The sequence below is a fragment of the Prevotella sp. 885 genome (assembly GCF_002265625.1).
Taxonomy (GTDB): Bacteria; Bacteroidota; Bacteroidia; order Bacteroidales; family Bacteroidaceae; genus Prevotella.
This window is the reverse complement of sequence record NZ_NOVE01000057.1, coordinates 1-20,297: the sequence shown is the minus strand read 5'-3', so window position 1 is coordinate 20,297 and position 20,297 is coordinate 1. Positions and strand designations below refer to the sequence as shown.

The window sequence follows — 20,297 nt, the reverse complement described above, 5'->3', positions numbered from 1 at the left end:
GCTGGGTATCCGAGTCTGGTTAGGATAAGCGCTGAAAGCATCTAAGTGCGAAGCCATCCGCAAGATGAGAACTCCATTGAGGGTCGTTGTAGACGACGACGTAGATAGGCTGCAGGTGTAAAGACGGCGACGTCAAAGCCGAGCAGTACTAATTGCCCGAGACTTTCTTTACAAGTAGTCGTGCTTTCAGTTGTTGACAACTTTAACAACAGTTTTTGCTATATCAACGTGTCTAACCCTATTTTAGGCGGTTATTGCGGCGGTGTCCCACCTCTTCCCATTCCGAACAGAGAAGTTAAACCCGTTTGCGCCGATGGTACTGCAATGCAATGCGGGAGAGTAGGTGGCTGCCTTCTTTTACTTGAGGTCTTCAAGGTCCAACGACTTTGGAGACCTTTTTTTGTGCCCTGACGTGAAGTATATGATCTTTTGTCAGAAAGACATGAAGTACAAGATTTGTATTTTCCTTGGGTTTTTATTTTTTTTATTATAGCCTCCTCTCTTTTTGTCTATCAGTTGGTTATATTTCAAAAAATAAGTTGTAAATTTGCCGATGCATACTACATATCTTATTAACGTTTAGACAAAACACTGAAATTTACTATTAATACATCTTATTGAATATGAAGAAATTCTACTCCCTTATTATGCTTTTGCTGCTCTGTGTCAGTGCGGCTCAGGCTAAGTTTACTTATTGGGGTTATGGCGACAAGACCATTTCGTCGCAGAATGGTGCTGCCACAGCAGGCAAGGCTGCTATCTACATCCCTGCCGAGTTGGCGCAGTGCTATGTCGGCAAGACAGTTACTGGTGTGCGTGTTGGCCTTGCTGCCAATGTACAGTCTATGTCTGTCTTTATCTCTACAGACTTGAATGGTGCTCCCATTGCTACTAAGGAGGCTGATATCGCTGTTGCTGGACTTAACAGTGCAGTAAAATTCGATTCGCCTTACACTATTACAGGTGAGGGCTTTTATATCGGATATGAATATAAGGGTATGGAGAACGCTTTGGGTTGCTCCAGTCTGACAAACGTTTCAGGCAATGGCAACTGGACAAACTTCGGTGATGGCTGGGTGAACAACGGCGTGTCATCAAAAGCACTAAACATTTATGCCCGTATTGAGGGTTCCACTCTTCCCGTTGACCTCAGCCTTGTAGACGTTAAGGATATCGCTGTAAAGGAGGATACTCCTTTCAAGATTACCGGTCGTCTGCTCAATCAGAGTGCTTCAAAGGTTTACGCTTATCGCATCGGCTATTCAATTGATGGCGGTGCAGAGGAGTTTGCTGATTTTGAGTCAACCATCAATGAGCGCAGTGAAGGAAGCTTTGAGATTCTTCATAATGGTGTTTACGGCAAGGGCAAGCATTCTGTAAAGGTGCGCCTTGTAACTGTAGACGGTGAGGCTGATGCTTATGATGGCAACAACTCGGCTACTCTTGCATTACTCTCTACAAACATTTCTGCCGTGAAGCGCGTCCTCATGGAGGAATTCACTGGTATCAACTGTGGCTGGTGTCCGCGTGGTATCGTTTCCATCGACCAGTGTGTAGAGCAGTATCCTGATAACTTCATTGCCATTGCCAAGCATAATTATTATCAGGAGACTCCTGAGGCATTAAAGTCGCCCACATACGATTATGATCTTACCGGTACATGGCCTTATTGTACAGTTGACCGCATCTTTACATTCGACCCCGTTCCTGCTAATTCATTGGCTAATGTTCGTGCTGCCCTTGAGCTTGGCACCTCTGTAGCTCTTGATGCTGTAGCGACCTTCGTACCCGAGAATCCGAACCGCGTGAATGTCAGCGCCACAGCACAGTTTACGGCTGCTGACAATGAAGCCAACTACCGTTTTGCTTTCGCAGTTGTAGAGGATGGCATCACTGGTTACAAGCAGAACAATGCTTACGCAGGAAACAAGAACGGAGAGATGGGTGGCTTTGAGAGTAAGGGAAGCTCTGCCAGTGTCACTCTCAACCATGTGGCACGTTCTGGCTATGGCGTTAAGGAAGGCATCGAGAACAGTATTCCTCAGAGTGTGAACGAGTATAACCCGATCAACTACTCTACAGTGCTTGACCTTCCTTCTACAGTAATCAACCCAGACAACATCAAGGTTGTGGCTTTCATCATCAACAAGAAGAAGGGCAGCATTGAGAATGCTGTGCAGGTGAAGGTGACAGAGCAGGGCGAGACAGCCATTGCTGACGTTAACGCTACACAGACACCTGACATCGCCGTAGTAGGAGGCGCTGTCGTAGCAGAAGGCTTCGATGGTAAGCTCTGTGTTTACACCATCGATGGCAAGCAGATTGCCAACGAGAATCTCTCGCGTGGCGTTTACGTGGTACGTGGCACCGGCGCAGAGAAGACATTCGTCAAGAAAATCGTGGTGATGTAATCACATATATTTATAGTAAACTAATAGAAAAAATCAAAGAACCATTAACATATGAAGAAAATCCATTTACTCCTGTCAGTTCTGTTGTGTGCCGTTCTGACAGCAAAGGCCCAGACAAACACTATATCATGGGGCTACTGTAACGCATCCTCTGTTACCAATATCTTTGGTGAAGCAACCACTGCAAAGGGTGCCATCTATATTCCTGCTGAGATTGCTAAAATCTATGAGGGAGCAAAGGTTACTGGTGTGCGTGTAGGTTTCGGTAACAATGCCACCAACGTGAAGATTTTCGTAACCGAAGACCTCAATGGTTCGCCCATTATCGAAGAGAGCACGACGGACTGCGTTAGAGGTATGAAGAACATCTCGTTCACCACTGGTTCGTACACCATCACAGAAAAGGGTTTCTATGTGGGATATAGCTGCACAAGTGCTACAGCAGACTCGCCTATTGGCATTTCAGATCTCTATGACGAGAACGGCTGCTGGGCGGACCTTGGAGACGGATGGAAGAACTATTCAGCAGATCCTGCCTATAAGTCGTCTGCTCTCTGCATCTTCGCACGTATCAAGGGTGACAATCTTCCTAAGGACTTCGCTTTGCTGGACGTGAACAGTCTGGCGCAGAAGAAGGACACTCCTTTCACTATCAGCGGTACGCTTATGAGCCGTTCGCCGAAGTTGGGCCGTGTATTCCGCATCGCCTATAGCATCGACGGTGGCGAGGAGACAATCGCAGAAGTAAACAAGCAGATCGGTACTGGTGTATCGAAGAGCTTCGAGATTGAGCACCCGGGACTTTCAGAGAGTGGCAACCACACCGTTGTATGCCGCCTTCTCACTGTTGACGGCGTAGAAGATCCGTATGAGGCAAACAACACAGCTTCAGGAACTATCGGTATTGTAGGACGCTTCCCGTTCTATCGCATGGTTGTGGAGAAGGGTACAGGCACATGGTGTCAGTATTGTCCGCGCGGCATCTGGGGCTTCGAGAAGATGATGGAGAAATATCCTGACAACTTCATCGGTATCGCCGTACACAAAAATGAGGACACTTACGGACGTTATGGTCTTGAGTGCTCTTCTTACAATGCGTTGACATTCTCAAGTTATCCTTCAGCTTACGTTAACCGCAACCCGCGTATGAACGTATCGCCGATTCCTGCTGTCCTTGAGGCAGCTTATCAGGCTACATGCGGTGACCTTCGTCTTGGCGAGGTGAACGTGAAGTCTGAGCTGGTGAACAGTAACACCATCAACGCTACAGCCACTACAACCTTCGTATCTGACATCAACAATGCAGACTATAGCATCTCTTTCGTTCTCACAGAGGACAATGTAAGCGGTTACTATCAGTCGAACGGCTGTAAGGGTATGCCTTATGACGAGGTTGGTCCCTTCTCTACAGAGGGTAGTGCAGTTGCTGTAGACATGCAGCACGTAGCACGTGAGATCTTCGGTTTCCGTGGCTTGGAGAACAGCATTCCTACAACAGTGAAGGCAGAAGAGCCTGTGACATTCACAAAGACTCTCACTATTCCTGCTTCTGTACGTGACGTGAAGAACCTCAACGTCATTGCAATGCTCTTCAACAACCGCACCGGTCTGATTGAGAACGCTGCTCAGGCACGTGTTGGTGAGGCTTCCGTTGAGACAGCCATCGCGGACATCGACGACTCGCTCGTTCCTGAGATTGGCGTTACTGGCGGCAAGGTGGTTTGCACAGGCTTCGATGGCGACATCCGTGTTTATACTGTAGACGGCAAGCAGGTCGCTAATCAGAACTTAGGTCGCGGCATCTACATCGTAAAGGCTTCCAACGGCAAGCAGACCTTCGTGAAGCGCATCGCTCTGTAATCTCTATGGTTAGGACAGTCGTTACGTTAACGACAGATATACAAACATAAATAGAAAGAATGAAGCGAATATTATCATTACTGGTACTCGTGCTGCTGTTTGTATCAGCAGCCGAGGCCAAGTTCACATACCTTAGATATTACGGAGGTACGTTGAACGGATATGGCACTGCGGTAGCCGGTAAGGGTGCCATCTATGTGCCAGCCGAGTTTGCCAAGTGCTATGTCGGCAAGAAGGTAACGGGCGTACGTGTCGGTCTTTCCGCCAACACTGACGAGCTTAGCGTGTTCCTGACACGCAGTCTTGACGAGGCTCCCCTGCTTACCAAGACTGCCGAATTTGCCAGCAGCGGCAACAACACCGTTAAGTTTGACAGTCCCTACGAGATAACCGGTGAGGCGTTCTATGTGGGATATGAGTTTAAGGGTGAGACAGCCGCCATGTCGGTCGGCGACAGCTATGACACCAACGGCAACTGGACTGACTTAGGATCTGGTTGGGTGAACAATGCCACCAATGCCGTCAGTCCTGATAAGGCTCTTGCTATCGCCATACGTGTGGAAGGCGACGTTCTTCCTATGGACGCAGCCCTTACTGGAGTGAATAACGTGGCAGTACGTTCAGGCAATTCCTTCCAGATGACCGGTCGCATTCTGAATCTCTCGGCAGAGAAGATTACGAAGGTGCGCGTTGCCTACAGCGTTAACGGCGAGGAAGAGAAGTTCGCTGACATCGAACAGACCATCGGTGAGCGCAGCGAAGCGGAGATAACTGTCGACCATGACGCCATTTTCGGCACAGAGCCGGTGTCTTACACTATGCGCCTTGTGTCTGTAAACGGCGAGGCTGACGCTTTTGCTGGTAACAACAGCCAGTCTGCATACGTGCTTTTCCCAAATACCGAAGCTGTAAAGCGTGTGGTAATGGAGGAATTCACCGGCATTAAGTGTGGTTACTGTCCGCGTGGCATCGTAGGCATTCGTACATGTCATGAGCGTTTCGGCGACAAGTTCATCGCCATTGCCAAGCATTGCTACAGTGGCACGCCAAGCGAACTGAAGGCATCCACATACAATTATAACATCGGTGGAGGTTTCCCGAAGTGCATCATCGACCGTCGCTACCAGTGCGATCCCGGTCCTACAAAGGCTCCTCCATACGTTTCGGCACAGCTCGGTGCAGGTTGCTCGGCAGGTGTCGACCTTGAGGCAGTATTCCCTGAGGACGGCGACGGCTCGCAGATTGACGTACGTGCCACGGCACAGTTCCTTTCAAGCTACAGCAATTCTCAGTTCCGTTTCGCCTTTGCCATCCTTGAGGACAGCGTCAAGGGCTATACTCAGGCAAACAACTACTATGGCTCGTCTGCACAGATGGGTGGTTTCGAGAAGCTTCCTTCTCATGCAGCCATCAATCTTGACCATGTCGCACGTGCCGGCTTTGGTGTGCTGAATGGCATTGAGAATAGTATTCCTGCTAATGTGGATGAGTTCCATACCGTAACTTACGCCACCAAGCTGGACATTCCTGCCAATGTGCAGAGCAAGGACTATCTCCGTGTAGTGGTGCTCCTCCTCGACACATCAACGGGACGTATCGACAATGCTGCTGAGGTGGCTTACGTTAAGACTGGTTCGCTGAGCGCCATCCGAGACCTGAAGGCAGATTCGCCTGCTCCCGACGTGGAAATCCGTAACGGTAAGGTGGTTGCCGACGGCTTTGCCGGAACCATTCAGGTTTACTCCGTTAACGGTATGCGCCTCGCCAACGAGTCGCTCGCCCACGGCATCTACATCGTTCGCCTCACAAACGGCAAGCAGACCTTCGTGAAGCGTATAGCTTACTAATGCGTATAATAAAATCCTAAAGACCATCGCATCGGCGACAAGGTTCTAAGGAATGACAACAACATAGGTGTGTCGGAAACGGAAGTCAACTACTGATGGCTTGCGTGTTCCGATACACCTTTTTCTTAAGGTAAAATTACTGAGCCTCTTATATGTAGGCTCAATAAATAAAATATAATACAATGGATAATCCGACACTCTTACTTCAGCGCCAGCGCATGCTCCTCGAGATTGAATACAATCATGAGAAGGAGGAATTTCGCAAGCAGACGGAGACAATGGGCGTGGAGCGCAAGGTGCGCCGTGGCGACGCTTGGTTTCCGGTAAGCATAGGCAGAAGCTACTATAATTCGCTCAACCAGATGGTGGTGGAGGTGATGCGCCAACCCGGTTCGGACATAGAGCACAATTTCGAGGCTGGTCGCCCAGTGTGCTTCTTCACAATTAAGAACGACATGGGAACGGCAGGGGCGAAGGCTACGAAGGGAGGCAGCAAGCTACAGTATCTCTCCTTCACCGCTACCGTCAGTTATGCCGAGCAAGACCGTATGGTGGTGGCGTTGCCCGACAGCGGACGAATTGTAGACCTGCAGCGTCAGGATGCGCTTGGCGTACAGCTTTTCTTCGACGAGACTAGCTATCGTCTTATGTTCGAAGCCCTCGACCGTGTTATCCGAGCACGCAGCGGCAGACTTGCCGACCTTCGCGACATCTTCTATACCAAGGTACCAGCCTCCCGCTACACCTTCGACGCCATGCGCTTTCCTTGGCTTAACGCCTCTCAGGAGAAAGCCGTCAATGAAGTGCTGTGGGCAAAGGATGTAGCCGTGGTGCATGGTCCTCCAGGAACCGGTAAGACCACCACGCTCGTGGAAGCCATCTTCGAGACCCTGCGACGTGAGAGTCAGGTGCTGGTATGTGCACAGAGCAATATGGCTGTAGACTGGATATCGGAGAAGCTTGTCGACCGTGGCATAAACGTCCTCCGCATCGGCAATCCCACCCGTGTGAACGATAAGATGCTCTCTTTCACATACGAACGGCGCTTTGAGGCTCATCCCGACTATCCCCAGCTGTGGAGCATCCGCAAGGCAATCCGCGAGCTACGTCAGCAACGCAAGCATGCCGACTCATGGCATCAGAAGATGGACCGCCTCAAGAGTAGGGCTACGGAGCTGGAACTGCGCATCCGCTCTTCCCTTTTCGGTGAGGCACGTGTCATCGCCTCCACGCTTACTGGAGCTGCCAACCGTGTGCTTGAAGGCGAGAAATACTCCACACTCTTCATTGACGAGGCTGCACAGGCACTTGAGGCAGCGTGCTGGATAGCCATCCGTAAGGCAGGACGCGTGATACTTGCCGGCGACCATTGCCAGTTGCCGCCAACCGTGAAAAGCATTATGGCTTTGAAGGGAGGATTGGGCAAGACGCTCATGGAGCGCATTGTGGAGAACAAGCCTGAGACCGTAACTCTGCTGAAGATGCAGTATCGCATGAACGAGCAGATAATGAAGTTCTCAAGTGAGTGGTTTTATCATGGTATGGTGGAGTCGGCGCCTACGGTCAGTCACCGTGGCATCCTCGATTATGACACACCGATGATGTGGATTGACACCGCCGAATGCGACGGCAAGGAAGAATTTGTGGGTGAGAATTTCGGACGCATCAACCGCGCCGAAGCAGAACTGACACTACAGACCTTGCAGCAGTATCTTGAGAAAATCGGCAAGCAGCGTATACTGGAAGAATCGATAGACGTGGGAATCATTTCGCCTTATCGTGCGCAGGTGCAGCTGTTGCGTAAGGAACTCCGCAAGCGCGAGTTCTTCCGTCCTTACCGCCATCTGCTTACCGTCAACACCGTGGACGGCTTCCAAGGTCAGGAGCGCGACATCATCCTCATCTCGCTGGTCCGCAGCAATGACGGTGGCGACATCGGATTCCTACGCGACCTAAGACGTATGAACGTGGCAATAACACGAGCCCGCATGAAGCTCATCATCTTAGGATCGTCCGAGACAATGACCTCGCATCCGTTCTATAAAAAGCTGTATGAGTATGTGGGGCAGTTAAAAGTTGAGAGTTGATAAAGTTGAGAGTTGATAAAGTTGAGAGTTGATAAAGTTGAGAGTTGATACAGTTGAGAGTTGAGAATTTAGAGTTGAGAGTTATGATATGTTTTTTAGCTTTATCCCTTGATTATTTTTATATAACATCAAAGGTAATCATAACTCTCAACTCTAATTTCTCAACTCTCAACTGTATCAACTGTATCAACTCTCAACTATTTTAGTCCTTATTGTTTCCGAAGATGCGGAGCAGATAGAGGAAGAGGTTGACGAAGTCGAGATAGAGCGAGAGCGAACCGAGGAGCGCAAGCTTCTGCATGCTTTCGCCAGCATCCGGAGCTATACGGCACATCTCCTTTATCTTCTGCGTGTCGTAAGCGGTCAGACCTACGAAGACCAGCACGCCTACGTAGCTGATGATGAGGTCAAGACCAGAGCTTCCTACGAAGATGTTCACCACTGAGGCGATGATAATGCCGATGAGCGCCATAAACAGCAGCTTGCCGATGGAGGTCAGGTCAGTCTTCGTGGTGTAGCCCACGAGCGCCATCGCACCGAACGTGCCCGCCGTAATAAAGAACGTCTTGGCTATTACCGTGGTGGAGTAAGCGAGGAACACCACTGACAAAGTTGCACCGTTCACCACCGAATATAGAATGAAGAGCAGGGTGGCTGTGGCAAGCGAGAGACGGTTGATGGCTCCGCTGATAGCCATTACGAGTCCGAATTCAGCGATGATGAGTCCCCAGAACATCACTTTGCTGGAGAATATCATTCCCACCAGAGTTGGCGAAGAAGCCACGCCGTAGGCAGTAATGCCAGTTATGGCGAGAGCCAATGTCATCCATACGAACACCTTACGCATCAGAATGGGGAAGGCATTGGAGAGCGAGAAGTCGCCACCACGGGCGGTGTCGACGTCATACCAGTTTTCTTGTTTCATAGTTGTCTTGTTGTTTTAATTTTTACCAATACAAAATTATCATATATGGTATTATTGTGCAAACAAGGTGCCATATTTTTACGTATTATTAAATCGGATGCTTTAAAGGTTAACATTTGTAAATAAAGTGCCATTGTGTATAGTAAAATAAGTATATTTGCAGTCAAATGACCTATAATCTATCAACTTGTAAGGAATCAGAACTTATTAATGTAATCATATGAACGTAAAAGCTCTTATTTTCGCGCTATCTCTGACAGCAACTATGTCAGCAAGCGCACAAGGCACAGCGGGCATCGACCGTGCCAACATGAATTTATCCGTTAAGCCGGGTAACGACTTCTACGAGTATGCCATCGGTGGCTGGCGCAAGGCCCATCCGCTTGATGCAGAGCATGCACGCAACGGTTCTTTCACCGACCTCGATGAGATGAACCAGAAGCGCATCCTCGAACTCATTCAGGAGTATTCGTCCAAGCCTCAGGCACAGGGCACACTGGGTCAGAAGATCGGTTCGCTCTACAATCTCGCTATGGACAGCGTACGCCGCAACCGTGAGGGAGCTGCTCCTATACAGCCCGTCCTCAAGAAGATTGCTGACATCCAGAACCGTCGCGACTATCAGCTCGTAACCTCACAGCTCGACGCACGCGGCATCTCTTGCATGATGTTCGGCATGGGCGTAGGTGCAGACCAGAAGGACGCTGCCAACAACCTCGTAGGAATTGGTCAGGGCGGTCTTGGTCTTGGCGAACGCGACTACTATCTCTCTGACGACGCTCAGGTGAAGGGTGTGCGTGACGCTTACGTTAAGTTCCTCACCGCCATCCTCACACTTGCTGGCAACGACGCTGCTACAGCACAGAAGAAGGCAGAGGCAACAATGCGCATCGAGACACGCATCGCCAAGGCAAGCTACTCTCAGGTGCAGCTCCGTGACGTACAGGCCAACTATCATAAGATCACATACAACCAGCTGGTAAATGATTATCCCGGCATCGACTGGGGCAACCTCTTCCTCGCACAGGGCTTCCCTCCGTTCTCACACATCGACGTAGGCCAGCCTGAGCCTATCCGCGAGGTGGAGAAGATTCTCGCAGAGGAGTCGCTCGACGACCTCAAGGCATACGCTGAGGCTCACGCCGTAAGCAGCGCTGCCGGCAAGCTCGACGACAAGTTCCGCGCTGCAGAGTTCGAGTTCGGCAGCGTTCTCTCAGGTGCACAGCAGGATCGTCCCCGCTGGAAGCGTGCCACAGCTCTTGTGAGCGGCGTGCTCGGCGAGCCCATCGGCAAGCTCTACGTAGAGAAGTACTTCCCCGAGTCGTCCAAGCAGCACATGCTTCGCCTCGTAAAGAACCTTCAGACAGCTCTTGCACAGCGCATCGACGAGGCCACATGGATGTCTCCCGCAACAAAGGAGCAGGCAAAGGACAAGCTCTCTAACTTCATCGTAAAGGTGGGCTATCCTGACACATGGCGCGACTTCAGCGGTCTGCAGATTGACGAGAAGCTCTCTCTCTTCGAGAACATGTGCAACGTGGCTGAGTTCCTCTCACACGACTATATCAACCGCAAGGTAAACAAGCCGGTGGACAAGGCAGAATGGCAGATGACTCCGCAGACTGTCAACGCTTACTATAACCCCACAACCAACGAGATCTGCTTCCCGGCAGCCATCCTGCAGCCGCCGTTCTTCGATCCCAATGCTGACGACGCTGTCAACTATGGTGGCATCGGTGGCGTAATCGGTCATGAGATGTCTCACGGCTTCGACGACCAGGGCTCGCAGTTCGACAAGTACGGCAACCAGAACGACTGGTGGACAGCTGCTGACAAGAAGAACTTCGAGGCTCGCACAAAGGTTCTCGTCGACTTCTTCTCTTCTGTCGAGGCTCTCCCCGGCAAGAAGATCAACGGTAAGCTCACTCTCGGTGAGAACATCGGTGACAACGGCGGTCTGAACATCGCTTTCCGCGCTCTCCAGAACGACCTCAAGGCCAACCCTGCTCTCAACAAGACCATCGACGGTTTCACACCTGAGCAGCGTTTCTTCCTCTCATGGGCTAATGTATGGGCAGGCAACGCTCGTCCAGAGTTCGTAGACCGTCAGATCAAGACCGACCCCCACTCACCTGCTGAGGCTCGCGTTAACGCAGCTCTCCCGCAGATTGATGCTTGGTATAAGGCATTCAACGTGAAGAAGGGTGACAAGCTCTTCCTCGACAAGAAGAAGCGTGCCCACATCTGGTAATAAATAAAACAATTGAACTTGCTAAAGTTCAGTAAACAAAATAATCCGCAACACCATTAATTTGGAGTTGCGGATTTTTTTTTCATATATCATGAAGGAATGGAGGCCTCAGTTGGTTGCATTTCGTTACCTCAGTTGGCTGTGAATTGCCAGTTATTGATATATTAATTGCAGTTTAGCGGTGAGATAATACATGAGCTGCGGGTTCTGTAGTGGGTTTCTGATGAATACGTGTCCCCTCGGGACACGGCGCTGATTGGCGTTTCTGCTATGGGAGGGTGCGTGGCTACGGCGAGACGCCATAGCCTCCTATGTTTGCCTTTGCAGCTGTAAATTGCAGTTTAGCGGTGAGTTTGCTGCGGTAGGCAGTGCTTTGACAAAAACCTTTATCCACAATCCGCTTATGTGCGCAAATCCTATCGGATTTAAATAAAAGGCTTTACATTAGGTCTTACGAGAACCAGTTCTCGACAACCTAATGTAAAGCCTTTTATTTGTGCACAGCACGCGCCCATAATCGGAAAAAACAAAGAAAAACACAAACTGTTTTCTGCTTAATTCGTACATAAAAGTACTTTACCTTTTTGTTACCTTGTGTTTTTTATGTTTTTCCTTTTGTTGGCACAGTGATGCTCCAGCATCACTCATGATATCGTTTGGAGGATGGGTGTCGAGAGCAACGCTCTCGTAAATCCCATTCACCAAACGATACCATGAACCCGAAGGGTGTGCCAACAAAAGGTATGTGGATAAAGGTTTTTGTCAAAGCACTGCCTAACACAGTTACCTCGCTGATAAATTCCTGTTTAGCGGTTTGCCTACCGCTACTTGTTATATAGATTGAGTGGTACGGCTTGAAGCGACTGTTGGAAATCATTCTATAAACTCCCTGATTTGCGGAAGGAGCGACATGGCTTTTTCCACTCCTGCTTCGTACACCCTTCTCATCTTGTCCTCCTTGAGGCTGAGACTGCCGATGTTGAGCTTTTCGTCGGGACAGATGAGGAAGGTGTCGCCTTTCTGAAGTTCAGAGTGGATGTAGTCCAGTTCGTCGTTATACATAATATGTCGTCTTGCCATCAGCTGCGCCACCTTGGGATATTGCTTCAGAAACATCTTCATGGCGAGTCCTACATGCGCCTTTTTCTTCTTGAAGTCTAACGGCTGAGTAAGGATTACGACATTCTTTCTGTAGCCTTTTCCTTGAATGAACTTCAACGGAATGCTGTCCGTTATTCCTCCGTCCAGATAATGCCGACCGTCTATCTCCACCGGCTTTGCGAACACCGGCATGGAAGCCGAAGCCTGCATCCATCTCAGTCCGATGCCGTCAGCATCGTCAATCTCATGATATACCGGACATCCTTCTTCTATGTCCGTACATACGGCGTAGAACCTCATAGGGTTCTCTCTGTATGCATCGAAGTCCATCGGGTCGTAAACGTGCGGCAGCAGGTGGTAGGAGAAGCGCTCGTTGACGTAGTTGCCGGTTCTGAACAGCGACTTCCAGCTCATATATTCCGGATTGTCCTTGAATCTTATGTTGTATCTTAAGGCTCTGCCAGGTTGGTTCGACTTGTAGTTGCAGCCGAACAGCACTCCAGCCGAAACGCCGACAGCGGCGTCAAATCTGATGTCGTTCTGCATGAATACGTCCAGTACTCCGCTTGTGAACATCGCTCTCAAGCCGCCTCCTTCAAGAACGAGGCCGGTGGGCGATTGGGAGGATTGTGTTGCGCTATGTTCCTTTGTCATCTTCATCCGGATATTATTTTGTTTTTCGATTCAGACGGTAAAGTTAGCAATAGAAATTGGATTGAAGTACGAAATAAATGTTAAACCGAACAAATCGTTCCGTAATGATACATTTTTTGCGAATAAAAAGATGCCCTTTTTTACTGATTAGAAAGTTCCACCAACCTCTGTATTGCTGGAATTACAAATCAGGGCTGGTGGAACACATCCAAGTAAATAAAAAAGTAAAAAGGTATGAATACTGAAATTTATCTCCCTTTATAGATTTTCATGCGTGTATCCGCAGATGACAATCTCTTTACGATGGCTTTCAGTCGCAAGCCGTACATGACGCACGCCAGTGTGGCATACACCACCACCTGACACCACAGACCGACATACTCATGATGCACGTCCGCTATGGAAGCGCCGTTGCCCATGATGCGCAGATAGCCGTTCATGCCGAACGTGGAGGGGAACAGCCATGACACGTATTTCCAGAACACCGGTATCTCTGATCTCGGCCAAGAGATGCCCGACATGAAGAGCAGCGGCACGGAGAGAAAGACGAACAGCATGATGCAGTCCTCCCTTCTGTAGACCAGCACCGACAGCACCATTGCCATGAATATGCATGCCAGGATGTACGGGATGATAAACCGCAGGAACACCCAATAGTCGCCGAGATCAGGCAGTCCGAACCATTTTGTCACGGCGGTATACATGTATATTGCCATGAGCAGATAGAGCACAAAGTAGAATATGGTCTTACCCATAACGATGTCGAACGGGCGCCTATACCACTTGTGTTTGGGCAGCATGTGTGCCAGACACTTCTCGCGTTGGTTGCCCATCGACATGCCTATGCCCAGAAACAGCGTCTGCTGAATGATGAGCATCAGTACGGGCGGAATGAGGAATGCCGCGAAACCGCTTTGCGGATTATACAGGCTGACGTAGTCATACTCTATAGGCATACGCGATATTTCTTCGTCTTCGCGTGTTGAAGGGTGCAGGTATTTCTCCACTTTTATGTCGCGGTTCATATCCAGCGATACGTTGTTGGCAGCCAGAAGCAGCGCCTTATAGTAAAGCAGCGAGCTCATGCTGCAGTATAGTCCCACGGTGGTCTGCTCGCCGCGCCAGATGTCGTGACTGAATGTCTTGGGAATGCGCAGCACTCCGTATATCTTGCTTTCCTTCAGCAGCTGTTGCGCCTCTGCCACGTCATTGCATCGTGCCACGATCCTTGCGTCGGGTGTGGCGTCCATCTTACGGACAAACTCACGGCTCATCGTACTGTTGCAGTCGTCAATCACCGCAAACGGTACGTCGCGCACCACCTCGTTGGTATATACATACGAATAGAGCAGCGGGTAGCATAGCGGTACGAAAATGATGAAAATCATTATGCCCTTGTCGCGCAGGATTTCCTTCATCTCCGTCATCCATATCTGAATAATGTTAATGAGCGTTCTTTTCATTATGGTACATATTTATGGTTGAGGAACAGACTGTGATAGTGGCGGAGCGTGAGCAGCGGCAACATTGCGAAAACCACCATTGCCAGCAAGCTGTGCCAAGCGTACACGATGCTGTATCCGTTGAGAGCCTGATTGACGTATAGCAGATAGTAATGGCGCAGTGGGAAGAGCACAGACAGCTTCTGCAGTATGCCGTCCATTGCCGTCACGGGGAATGTGAAGCCTGCGAGCGAGAACGACAATATGCCCCAAAGCGAGCAGAGACACATCGACAGACGCATCTGTCCGCATACGCCGAAGATGAAGGCGGCAAGCCCCTGCGCTCCCAACACCGTAAGCATTCCGATGAGTATCATCGGCAGTATGCCGCTGTTGCAGGGGAACTGCAGGTAGCGGTAGAAGCAGACAGCATAGAGGATGGCTATGAGCCAGAACACGAGCGTCTGCGGCAGCAGCTTGCCCACGAGTGCCGTAAACGGCGACTTGCCCGAAATGCGATAAAGCACGAGCTGCGTATCACGTTTCCATTCTATGCCAATGGTGTAAGCCGCTGACAGCATCACCAGCAGGATGAAGATGCCGGGAATGAGCATGTTGTTGAGATACACCGAATAGTCGAGGTATGGATTGTTGAGCGGGTGCGTCTCCACCTTGATGGGCTGTATGACGCCCATTGCCTGTCGTTCCGTCATGCCGTGGGCGTAGAGCTTCTCACGGGTCAGTGCCAGTCCGGTGAGTTCGGAAGCGTAGCGCATGTCGCGCATCAGCAGGTTGCCCGGCACGTAATAACATTCGTTGGTATAGAACGATATGCGCGGCTGGCGGCTTGCCAGTGCCTTCTCGGTGGTTTTCTTCGGCAGATAGAAGAATCCGTATATTTCGCCTCGCTGCATAGCCTTTCTTGCCTCGCCGAAGCTGGAGTAGTGACGGACGAGCTTCACCTCCTCCATCGACCCGAGTATGCGGGTGATGGTGTGCGTGATGTGTGTGTTGTCCTCGTCCACCATTGCCGCCGGCAGCTTTGTAGGCAAGCCTTCGCCCATCAGCGAGGTAAGGTATATAAGACAGAACAGCGGCGCAATGATCATGCAGAAGAGGAAGAGCGGGCGATGCGAATACATCTTCAGCTCCCTTCGGCCTATCATGGCGAGCCTTCTGATTGTCTTGCTTGTGATGTTCATGATGCTTGTTTTTTTTATTTGCTGGTGTTCTTAGCTGGTTCGGGCATTCTCAGTACAGCCGACATTCCTGACAGTACGCCGTCCGTCGGCTTCAACGGATGCGCCTGCACCTCAAAGGTCTTGAGGTCGAGGTCGTCAAGAGCCTTTGTGGCTTTCCATACGGCAAAGGTTCCCACGTCCTTCATCAGCGTGATGCGCACGGGGATGGTCTTGTCCACGGCAGGCACATACACCTCTGCCTGGGTGCCGATGGCATATCCCTTCAGCTTGTCCTCACGAATGTTGAAAGTGAACCACACGTCGCTTACCACCGATACGCTCATGATGGGAGCACCCGTGCCGACAAGCTCGCCCACTTCGGGGAATATCTCTGTTATCTGTCCGTCGGCAGTGGCTGTCAGTACGGTCTCGTTGATGTAGGAGCTTACTTCGGCGATGGCTCCCTTTGCGCGTTCTGCCTGCGCCTGCGCCATGCTCTTGTCTTCTTTTCGCGCTCCGTTCACAGCTATGTCATACTTGGCTTTGGCTGCCTTTTCGGTGGCTACGGCAGCGTCGTACTGTGCCTTTGCCTCGTCGCGCTTCTGCTCTGCCATCACTCCGCTTTCGAAGAGACGCTCCACACGGTTGTAGGTCTTCTCCGTCACCTCCACGGCAGCTTTCGCCTTCTGCCACATCTCGTAGGCAGCCTGGATGTCTTCCTGACGTGCGCCGTTATGTGCTTTCTCTTCCATGGCTTTGGCGGCATCGTATGCGGCATTGGCCTGTGACAGCTTTGCCTCCACGTCCGGTGCCTCAAGCACGACGAGCGTGTCGCCTTTGTGGACGAAGTCGCCTTCCTTCACTCTTATCTCCAGCACACGTGCCGGCACTTTTGACGACAGACGATAGTCGGTGGTTTCTGCCTGTCCTTCGAGCGTTTCCTCCTGACCGGTGCGGAACAGTCCCACAGTGATGACCACTACGATTACGGCAATCAGCACCAGAGCCGATGCCAGTATGTTGGTGAAAATCTTGTTCTTTTTCATTTCTATATGTTTTCTGATTAAACGATTCTTATATATGTGAGGGTATTGTGTCTTTTATATTTGTGTGTTGATGTCGCCGATGGCCTTTCTCAGATACAGGCTGGCAAGGCGTACGTCCACCTGGGCGTTCACCCATTCTGACTTTGCCTTCAGCCATGCTGTCTGTGCCTCCATCACGTTGCTCAGCGTCACCACTCCTTCCTTCATGCCATGATTGGCATAGCGTAGGTTTTCTTCCGCCTCGTCCACGCTGCGTACCGTGGTCTGATATCGCTCCAGGCTTTCCTGCAGCTTCTGCCTGCACTGGTTGACTTGTAGCTCTATCTTCTCTCTCACCTCTTCCGTCTCATATCTGTGCATCGAGGCTTCTGCCTTTGCCGCCTTCACCTTGTATGAGCGGTCTCCCCACGTAAGTATCGGCACGTTAAGCGTCACGCCTACGTTCCACATTCCTTTCATCTTACGCTCGAAACTGTTGAATACCGAAGGGTTGCTTGCCATGTATCCTCCCATCAGCGCCAGCTTGGGCAGATATTCCGCCCGCGCCAGCTTTATCTTCTCGTCATATATCTTGTTTTTAAGGTCAAGTGCCTGAAGTTCCTTGCGGTTGCTTTCGGCTTGCTCCACCAAATAGTCCGCGTCCCGGCTGGCAAGTTCGGCGTTTCCTATCGCTTCGTCCGTCTGCGCCTTGTCGTCCATGTCGTCTTCCACGTCTATAGGCTCGTCCATGTCCAGTCCGCATATACGGCAGAGATTCATCCGTGACAGCTCAATGCCGTTGTTCACCTGAATGAGCGTCACGCCCGCTTCGTTCACCTTCACCTTCACGCTCAGCAGGTCAGCCTTCGTAGCCATGCCTTCCTCCACGAGTTTCTCCACATCGCTCTCCAGCTTCTCCACCAGTGCCTTATAGCCTTCGGCAAGCTTCTTCTTGCTGTGCAGCGCCACTAAGTTCCAGTAGGCATCGTCCACCTCCACAATGATGTCCTGCAGAGTCTTGTCATACATCGTTCCTGAAGCCAGTTCGGCATATTCGGTTATCTTGTTATACGCACGTATCTTCCCTCCCATATATAAAGGTTGGGTGAGTGTCACCGCCACCACGCCGGCGTTGCGTGTGTCGGTGTGTAAGGCGTCCACCAGCCCCTGACCAGCCGAATTGAGATGCGAACTCATCGGGGCAAGGTCGGGCACCAACGCCGAAAGACCTGTTCCTATATTGGATAATGTGTGTTTCTGCTCATCGCTAAGCAGCGACAGCTCACGGCTGGTATACATATATGCCCCCGTGGCAGAAATCTTGGGCAGGAAGTTTGTCGTGGCAGACTTGTGTGTGTAATGTGCTGCCACCTTGTTCTGCTCTTCCATAAGAAGCGTCTTGTTGTTGCTCACAGCCCGCGCTCTCAACGAGTCGAGCGGCCAGTAGTTGCCGATGGCATGTGCATTGACAACGGCAAGCGACAGCAGTCCAAGCATAAATACTTTTTTCTTCATTGTGTTATCTTACTTTTTTATTAGCACGACAAAATTACTACCATTTGAACACTCGTAGGTGTCCAAATGTGCATGCTAAATGTCTCATTGCAGAACCTGTTCCTTGACAGGACATTAATTTCGCCTGTTTCGCTACTAAATACGACAGTTTATTGCTAAATTTGCCGATAAATATTAATATTCCCAATATGGCAACATTCGACAATATAGACACAAAGGACATCAATCAGTTGACAAATAGTGAATTTGTCGACTATGCAGACAATGATGTTGTTATAATAGATGACTTGCGCAACTTCTCGAAGTTGCAGACCATAAAGCTCGACTTTCTTCTTATTATAGTGGTGAAGTCGGGTCGCGTGGCGATGAAGGCAAACGAGGTGGACTCCACGGCTTCCTGCAACGACATCATCATCTGCCAGCCGAACACCATTCTGAACGACTGTCTCTTCAGCTTCGACTTCACGGCAAAGGCTGTATGTCTGTCGGCTAAGGTGGCGCGTAAGATGCTGCACATTAGCGATGTGCTCGACATGTCTTTCTACCTGAAGAACAAGCCCATCATCCATATTGACGAGCCGACGATGAGCACATTCGAGAAATATCATGCCTTGTTGTCCGAGCAGTTGCTGAAGGAGAGCTCCAAGTACAAGAGGCAGATTGTAGGATATCTGGTCAGCTCGTTCCTTTTCTGCCTGATGACAGTCATAGAGCAGGCCGAACCGGAGCGTACAGCCATTCACATATCAAGGAGTAGTGTGCTGTTCAAGCAATTCATTGAACTGCTCACCTCCTTGGATGTAAAGCCAAGAAAGCTGGAATTTTACAGCAGCCAGTTGTGCATAACCGGCAAGTACCTTACAACTATATGTAAGGAGAATAGCGGAAAGACAGCCTACGAATGGATCATTGAATATGCCGTGGAAGACGTCAACCGTCTTTTGTCGCATTCGGACATGAGCATAAAGGAGATTTCAAATTATCTGGGATTCCCTAACCTCTCCTTCTTCGGAAGATTCGTAAGGGCACACCTCGGCTGTTCGCCTACAGAATTCAGAAGAAGGAAGGGCAGGAAGAAGGAATCGTTGCAGCAGGGGAGTCAGGACGATGAATAGGGGCGTCCCACTCATATAGTAGCGGAGGTCTCCTGCCTCCGCAGCACCAAGGCTGATAGAATTTGTTGTTAGCTATTGTTGAATTCACACTATAGCTTGTTGTCCATACTAAACAAACGTTAAAGTCTTGGAGTTGTTTGGAGAATAAAGATATTTTGTCTATTTTTACGCTGTAAAACATTAAAAATCAGATACGTTATGCCTGAAATAGTTAGATTCCACCATTATGATACCAAGGATTAAGAAAATATCAGTTCTCGATGATTATATCCACTTCGTTGAATTTGATGATGGATATAAAGTTTTTTACGATGTGAAAGATGACATTAAGACGCTTCCTTCATTTCGTGCATTGATTGATGTCTATGGACTCTTCAAGCAAGCACGTTTAGACTCAAGTCGTACGTGTGTATATTGGAATGACGAAATCGACCTTGCCAGCGATAGCATTTATGAATACGGCAAGGCTGCATAAATTCCTGTTTGGCGGTTAGTCTGCCTGACAATATTTGCATTTCTGATGCTCAATACTATGAGTTCGGCGCACAACAAAATCTTTGGTGCGAAATTCTTGAGTTTTGAGCGTGCAGCGACAATGTGCTGACACTCTGTAGATTACGCTACTATGAAGCGGAATGTGCAATGAATTACGGAGCAAAACAAGCCTCATAGGGTAGGGTGTTCAAAATCGCTTTAAAATCCTGCGCATTTTTTACCTATAGTATTGATGCGCTTGACCACCAAATTTGGAGAAAGGTTTTCATCCGTCCATTCCTTAATGTGACGGTGTCTTCCTTCCTCCAATCTTTGTTTAAAATTGAAATTAACTCGTCTGTCCTTATCTGCCAAATTAAGGCGAAGCGGCATCATCAGAATTATAGGA

The 20,297-nt window shown here is 49.8% G+C and carries 14 protein-coding genes and 2 rRNA genes; 9 read left to right on the top strand and 7 right to left on the bottom strand.

What is annotated here, in order from left to right:
- The 6 genes from CHL74_RS13180 to CHL74_RS13155 form a co-directional block, all read left to right on the top strand.
- Nucleotides 1–172: ribosomal RNA gene (locus CHL74_RS13180) — 23S ribosomal RNA — on the top strand; the annotation flags it as partial.
- 71 nt (nucleotides 173–243) lie between these two features.
- A 5S ribosomal RNA gene (gene rrf, locus CHL74_RS13175) occupies nucleotides 244–356 on the top strand.
- A 267-nt stretch (nucleotides 357–623) separates the two neighbouring features.
- Entirely contained in the window at nucleotides 624–2,411 is a 1,788-nt protein-coding gene (locus CHL74_RS13170) for an Omp28-related outer membrane protein (protein WP_094881673.1), read from the top strand.
- Nucleotides 2,412–2,462: 51 nt separating this feature from the next.
- Nucleotides 2,463–4,271: an Omp28-related outer membrane protein gene (locus tag CHL74_RS13165; RefSeq protein ID WP_094881672.1), complete on the top strand. Its 1,809-nt coding sequence runs from the start codon at nucleotides 2,463–2,465 to the stop codon at nucleotides 4,269–4,271.
- Nucleotides 4,272–4,330: 59 nt separating this feature from the next.
- Nucleotides 4,331–6,118 carry a T9SS type A sorting domain-containing protein gene (locus CHL74_RS13160; protein ID WP_141241340.1) on the top strand — a complete coding sequence of 596 codons (1,788 nt, stop codon included), beginning with the start codon at nucleotides 4,331–4,333 and terminating at the stop codon, nucleotides 6,116–6,118.
- A gap of 182 nt (nucleotides 6,119–6,300) precedes the next feature.
- Entirely contained in the window at nucleotides 6,301–8,205 is a 1,905-nt protein-coding gene (locus CHL74_RS13155; protein ID WP_094881670.1) for an AAA domain-containing protein, read from the top strand.
- Between the two features lie 202 nt (nucleotides 8,206–8,407).
- Here CHL74_RS13155 and CHL74_RS13150 read toward each other — a convergent pair whose 3' ends face one another.
- Complete coding sequence (locus CHL74_RS13150) at nucleotides 8,408–9,130, bottom strand: Bax inhibitor-1/YccA family protein (RefSeq protein ID WP_094881669.1); 723 nt, start codon at nucleotides 9,128–9,130, stop codon at nucleotides 8,408–8,410.
- A gap of 220 nt (nucleotides 9,131–9,350) precedes the next feature.
- Here CHL74_RS13150 and CHL74_RS13145 point away from each other — a divergent pair, with 220 nt between their 5' ends.
- Nucleotides 9,351–11,381, top strand: coding sequence for a M13 family metallopeptidase (locus CHL74_RS13145; RefSeq protein WP_094881668.1), 2,031 nt, complete (start codon nucleotides 9,351–9,353; stop codon nucleotides 11,379–11,381).
- Between the two features lie 873 nt (nucleotides 11,382–12,254).
- On the opposite strand, the gene CHL74_RS16540 is transcribed toward CHL74_RS13145, so the two are convergent.
- The 5 genes from CHL74_RS16540 to CHL74_RS13120 all read right to left on the bottom strand — a co-directional run bounded on the left by CHL74_RS16540 (nucleotide 12,255) and on the right by CHL74_RS13120 (nucleotide 18,299).
- The gene (locus CHL74_RS16540; RefSeq protein ID WP_094881667.1) at nucleotides 12,255–13,142 is read right to left on the bottom strand and encodes a patatin-like phospholipase family protein; all 888 of its coding nucleotides are present in this window, start codon (nucleotides 13,140–13,142) and stop codon (nucleotides 12,255–12,257) included.
- A gap of 242 nt (nucleotides 13,143–13,384) precedes the next feature.
- On the bottom strand, nucleotides 13,385–14,599 hold the full coding sequence (locus CHL74_RS13135; RefSeq protein WP_094881666.1) for an ABC transporter permease: 1,215 nt from the start codon (nucleotides 14,597–14,599) through the stop codon (nucleotides 13,385–13,387).
- Nucleotides 14,599–15,774, bottom strand: coding sequence for an ABC transporter permease (locus tag CHL74_RS13130; protein ID WP_440424455.1), 1,176 nt, complete (start codon nucleotides 15,772–15,774; stop codon nucleotides 14,599–14,601). Before CHL74_RS13130 ends, CHL74_RS13135 begins: the two co-directional genes overlap by 1 nt.
- Before the next feature lie 20 nt (nucleotides 15,775–15,794).
- Nucleotides 15,795–16,805, bottom strand: a complete 1,011-nt coding sequence (locus tag CHL74_RS13125) for an HlyD family secretion protein (RefSeq protein WP_094881664.1) — start codon at nucleotides 16,803–16,805, stop codon at nucleotides 15,795–15,797.
- A 54-nt stretch (nucleotides 16,806–16,859) separates the two neighbouring features.
- A complete protein-coding gene (locus CHL74_RS13120) occupies nucleotides 16,860–18,299 on the bottom strand; it encodes a TolC family protein (protein WP_094881663.1) in 1,440 nt (479 codons plus the stop codon).
- 188 nt (nucleotides 18,300–18,487) lie between these two features.
- Between CHL74_RS13120 and CHL74_RS13115 the strand changes: the two genes are divergently transcribed.
- Nucleotides 18,488–19,414, top strand: coding sequence for a helix-turn-helix domain-containing protein (locus CHL74_RS13115; RefSeq protein WP_094881662.1), 927 nt, complete (start codon nucleotides 18,488–18,490; stop codon nucleotides 19,412–19,414).
- A 226-nt stretch (nucleotides 19,415–19,640) separates the two neighbouring features.
- On the top strand, nucleotides 19,641–19,889 hold the full coding sequence (locus tag CHL74_RS13110) for a DUF2442 domain-containing protein (protein WP_094881661.1): 249 nt from the start codon (nucleotides 19,641–19,643) through the stop codon (nucleotides 19,887–19,889).
- A gap of 218 nt (nucleotides 19,890–20,107) precedes the next feature.
- Here the strand turns inward: CHL74_RS13110 and CHL74_RS16020 are convergent.
- A partial coding sequence (locus tag CHL74_RS16020; RefSeq protein ID WP_217901456.1) for a hypothetical protein occupies nucleotides 20,108–20,297 on the bottom strand: 190 nt, incomplete at its 5' end.

Bases quoted from the DNA above. Each gene is read 5' to 3' on its own strand.
- CHL74_RS13170 (WP_094881673.1), top strand. From the start codon at position 624: ATGAAGAAATTCTACTCCCTTATTATGCTTTTGCTGCTCTGTGTCAGT.
- CHL74_RS13165 (WP_094881672.1), top strand. From the start codon at position 2,463: ATGAAGAAAATCCATTTACTCCTGTCAGTTCTGTTGTGTGCCGTTCTG.
- CHL74_RS13160 (WP_141241340.1), top strand. From the start codon at position 4,331: ATGAAGCGAATATTATCATTACTGGTACTCGTGCTGCTGTTTGTATCA.
- CHL74_RS13155 (WP_094881670.1), top strand. From the start codon at position 6,301: ATGGATAATCCGACACTCTTACTTCAGCGCCAGCGCATGCTCCTCGAG.
- CHL74_RS13150 (WP_094881669.1), bottom strand. From the start codon at position 9,130: ATGAAACAAGAAAACTGGTATGACGTCGACACCGCCCGTGGTGGCGAC.
- CHL74_RS13145 (WP_094881668.1), top strand. From the start codon at position 9,351: ATGAACGTAAAAGCTCTTATTTTCGCGCTATCTCTGACAGCAACTATG.
- CHL74_RS16540 (WP_094881667.1), bottom strand. From the start codon at position 13,142: ATGAAGATGACAAAGGAACATAGCGCAACACAATCCTCCCAATCGCCC.
- CHL74_RS13135 (WP_094881666.1), bottom strand. From the start codon at position 14,599: ATGAAAAGAACGCTCATTAACATTATTCAGATATGGATGACGGAGATG.
- CHL74_RS13125 (WP_094881664.1), bottom strand. From the start codon at position 16,805: ATGAAAAAGAACAAGATTTTCACCAACATACTGGCATCGGCTCTGGTG.
- CHL74_RS13120 (WP_094881663.1), bottom strand. From the start codon at position 18,299: ATGAAGAAAAAAGTATTTATGCTTGGACTGCTGTCGCTTGCCGTTGTC.
- CHL74_RS13115 (WP_094881662.1), top strand. From the start codon at position 18,488: ATGGCAACATTCGACAATATAGACACAAAGGACATCAATCAGTTGACA.
- CHL74_RS13110 (WP_094881661.1), top strand. From the start codon at position 19,641: ATGATACCAAGGATTAAGAAAATATCAGTTCTCGATGATTATATCCAC.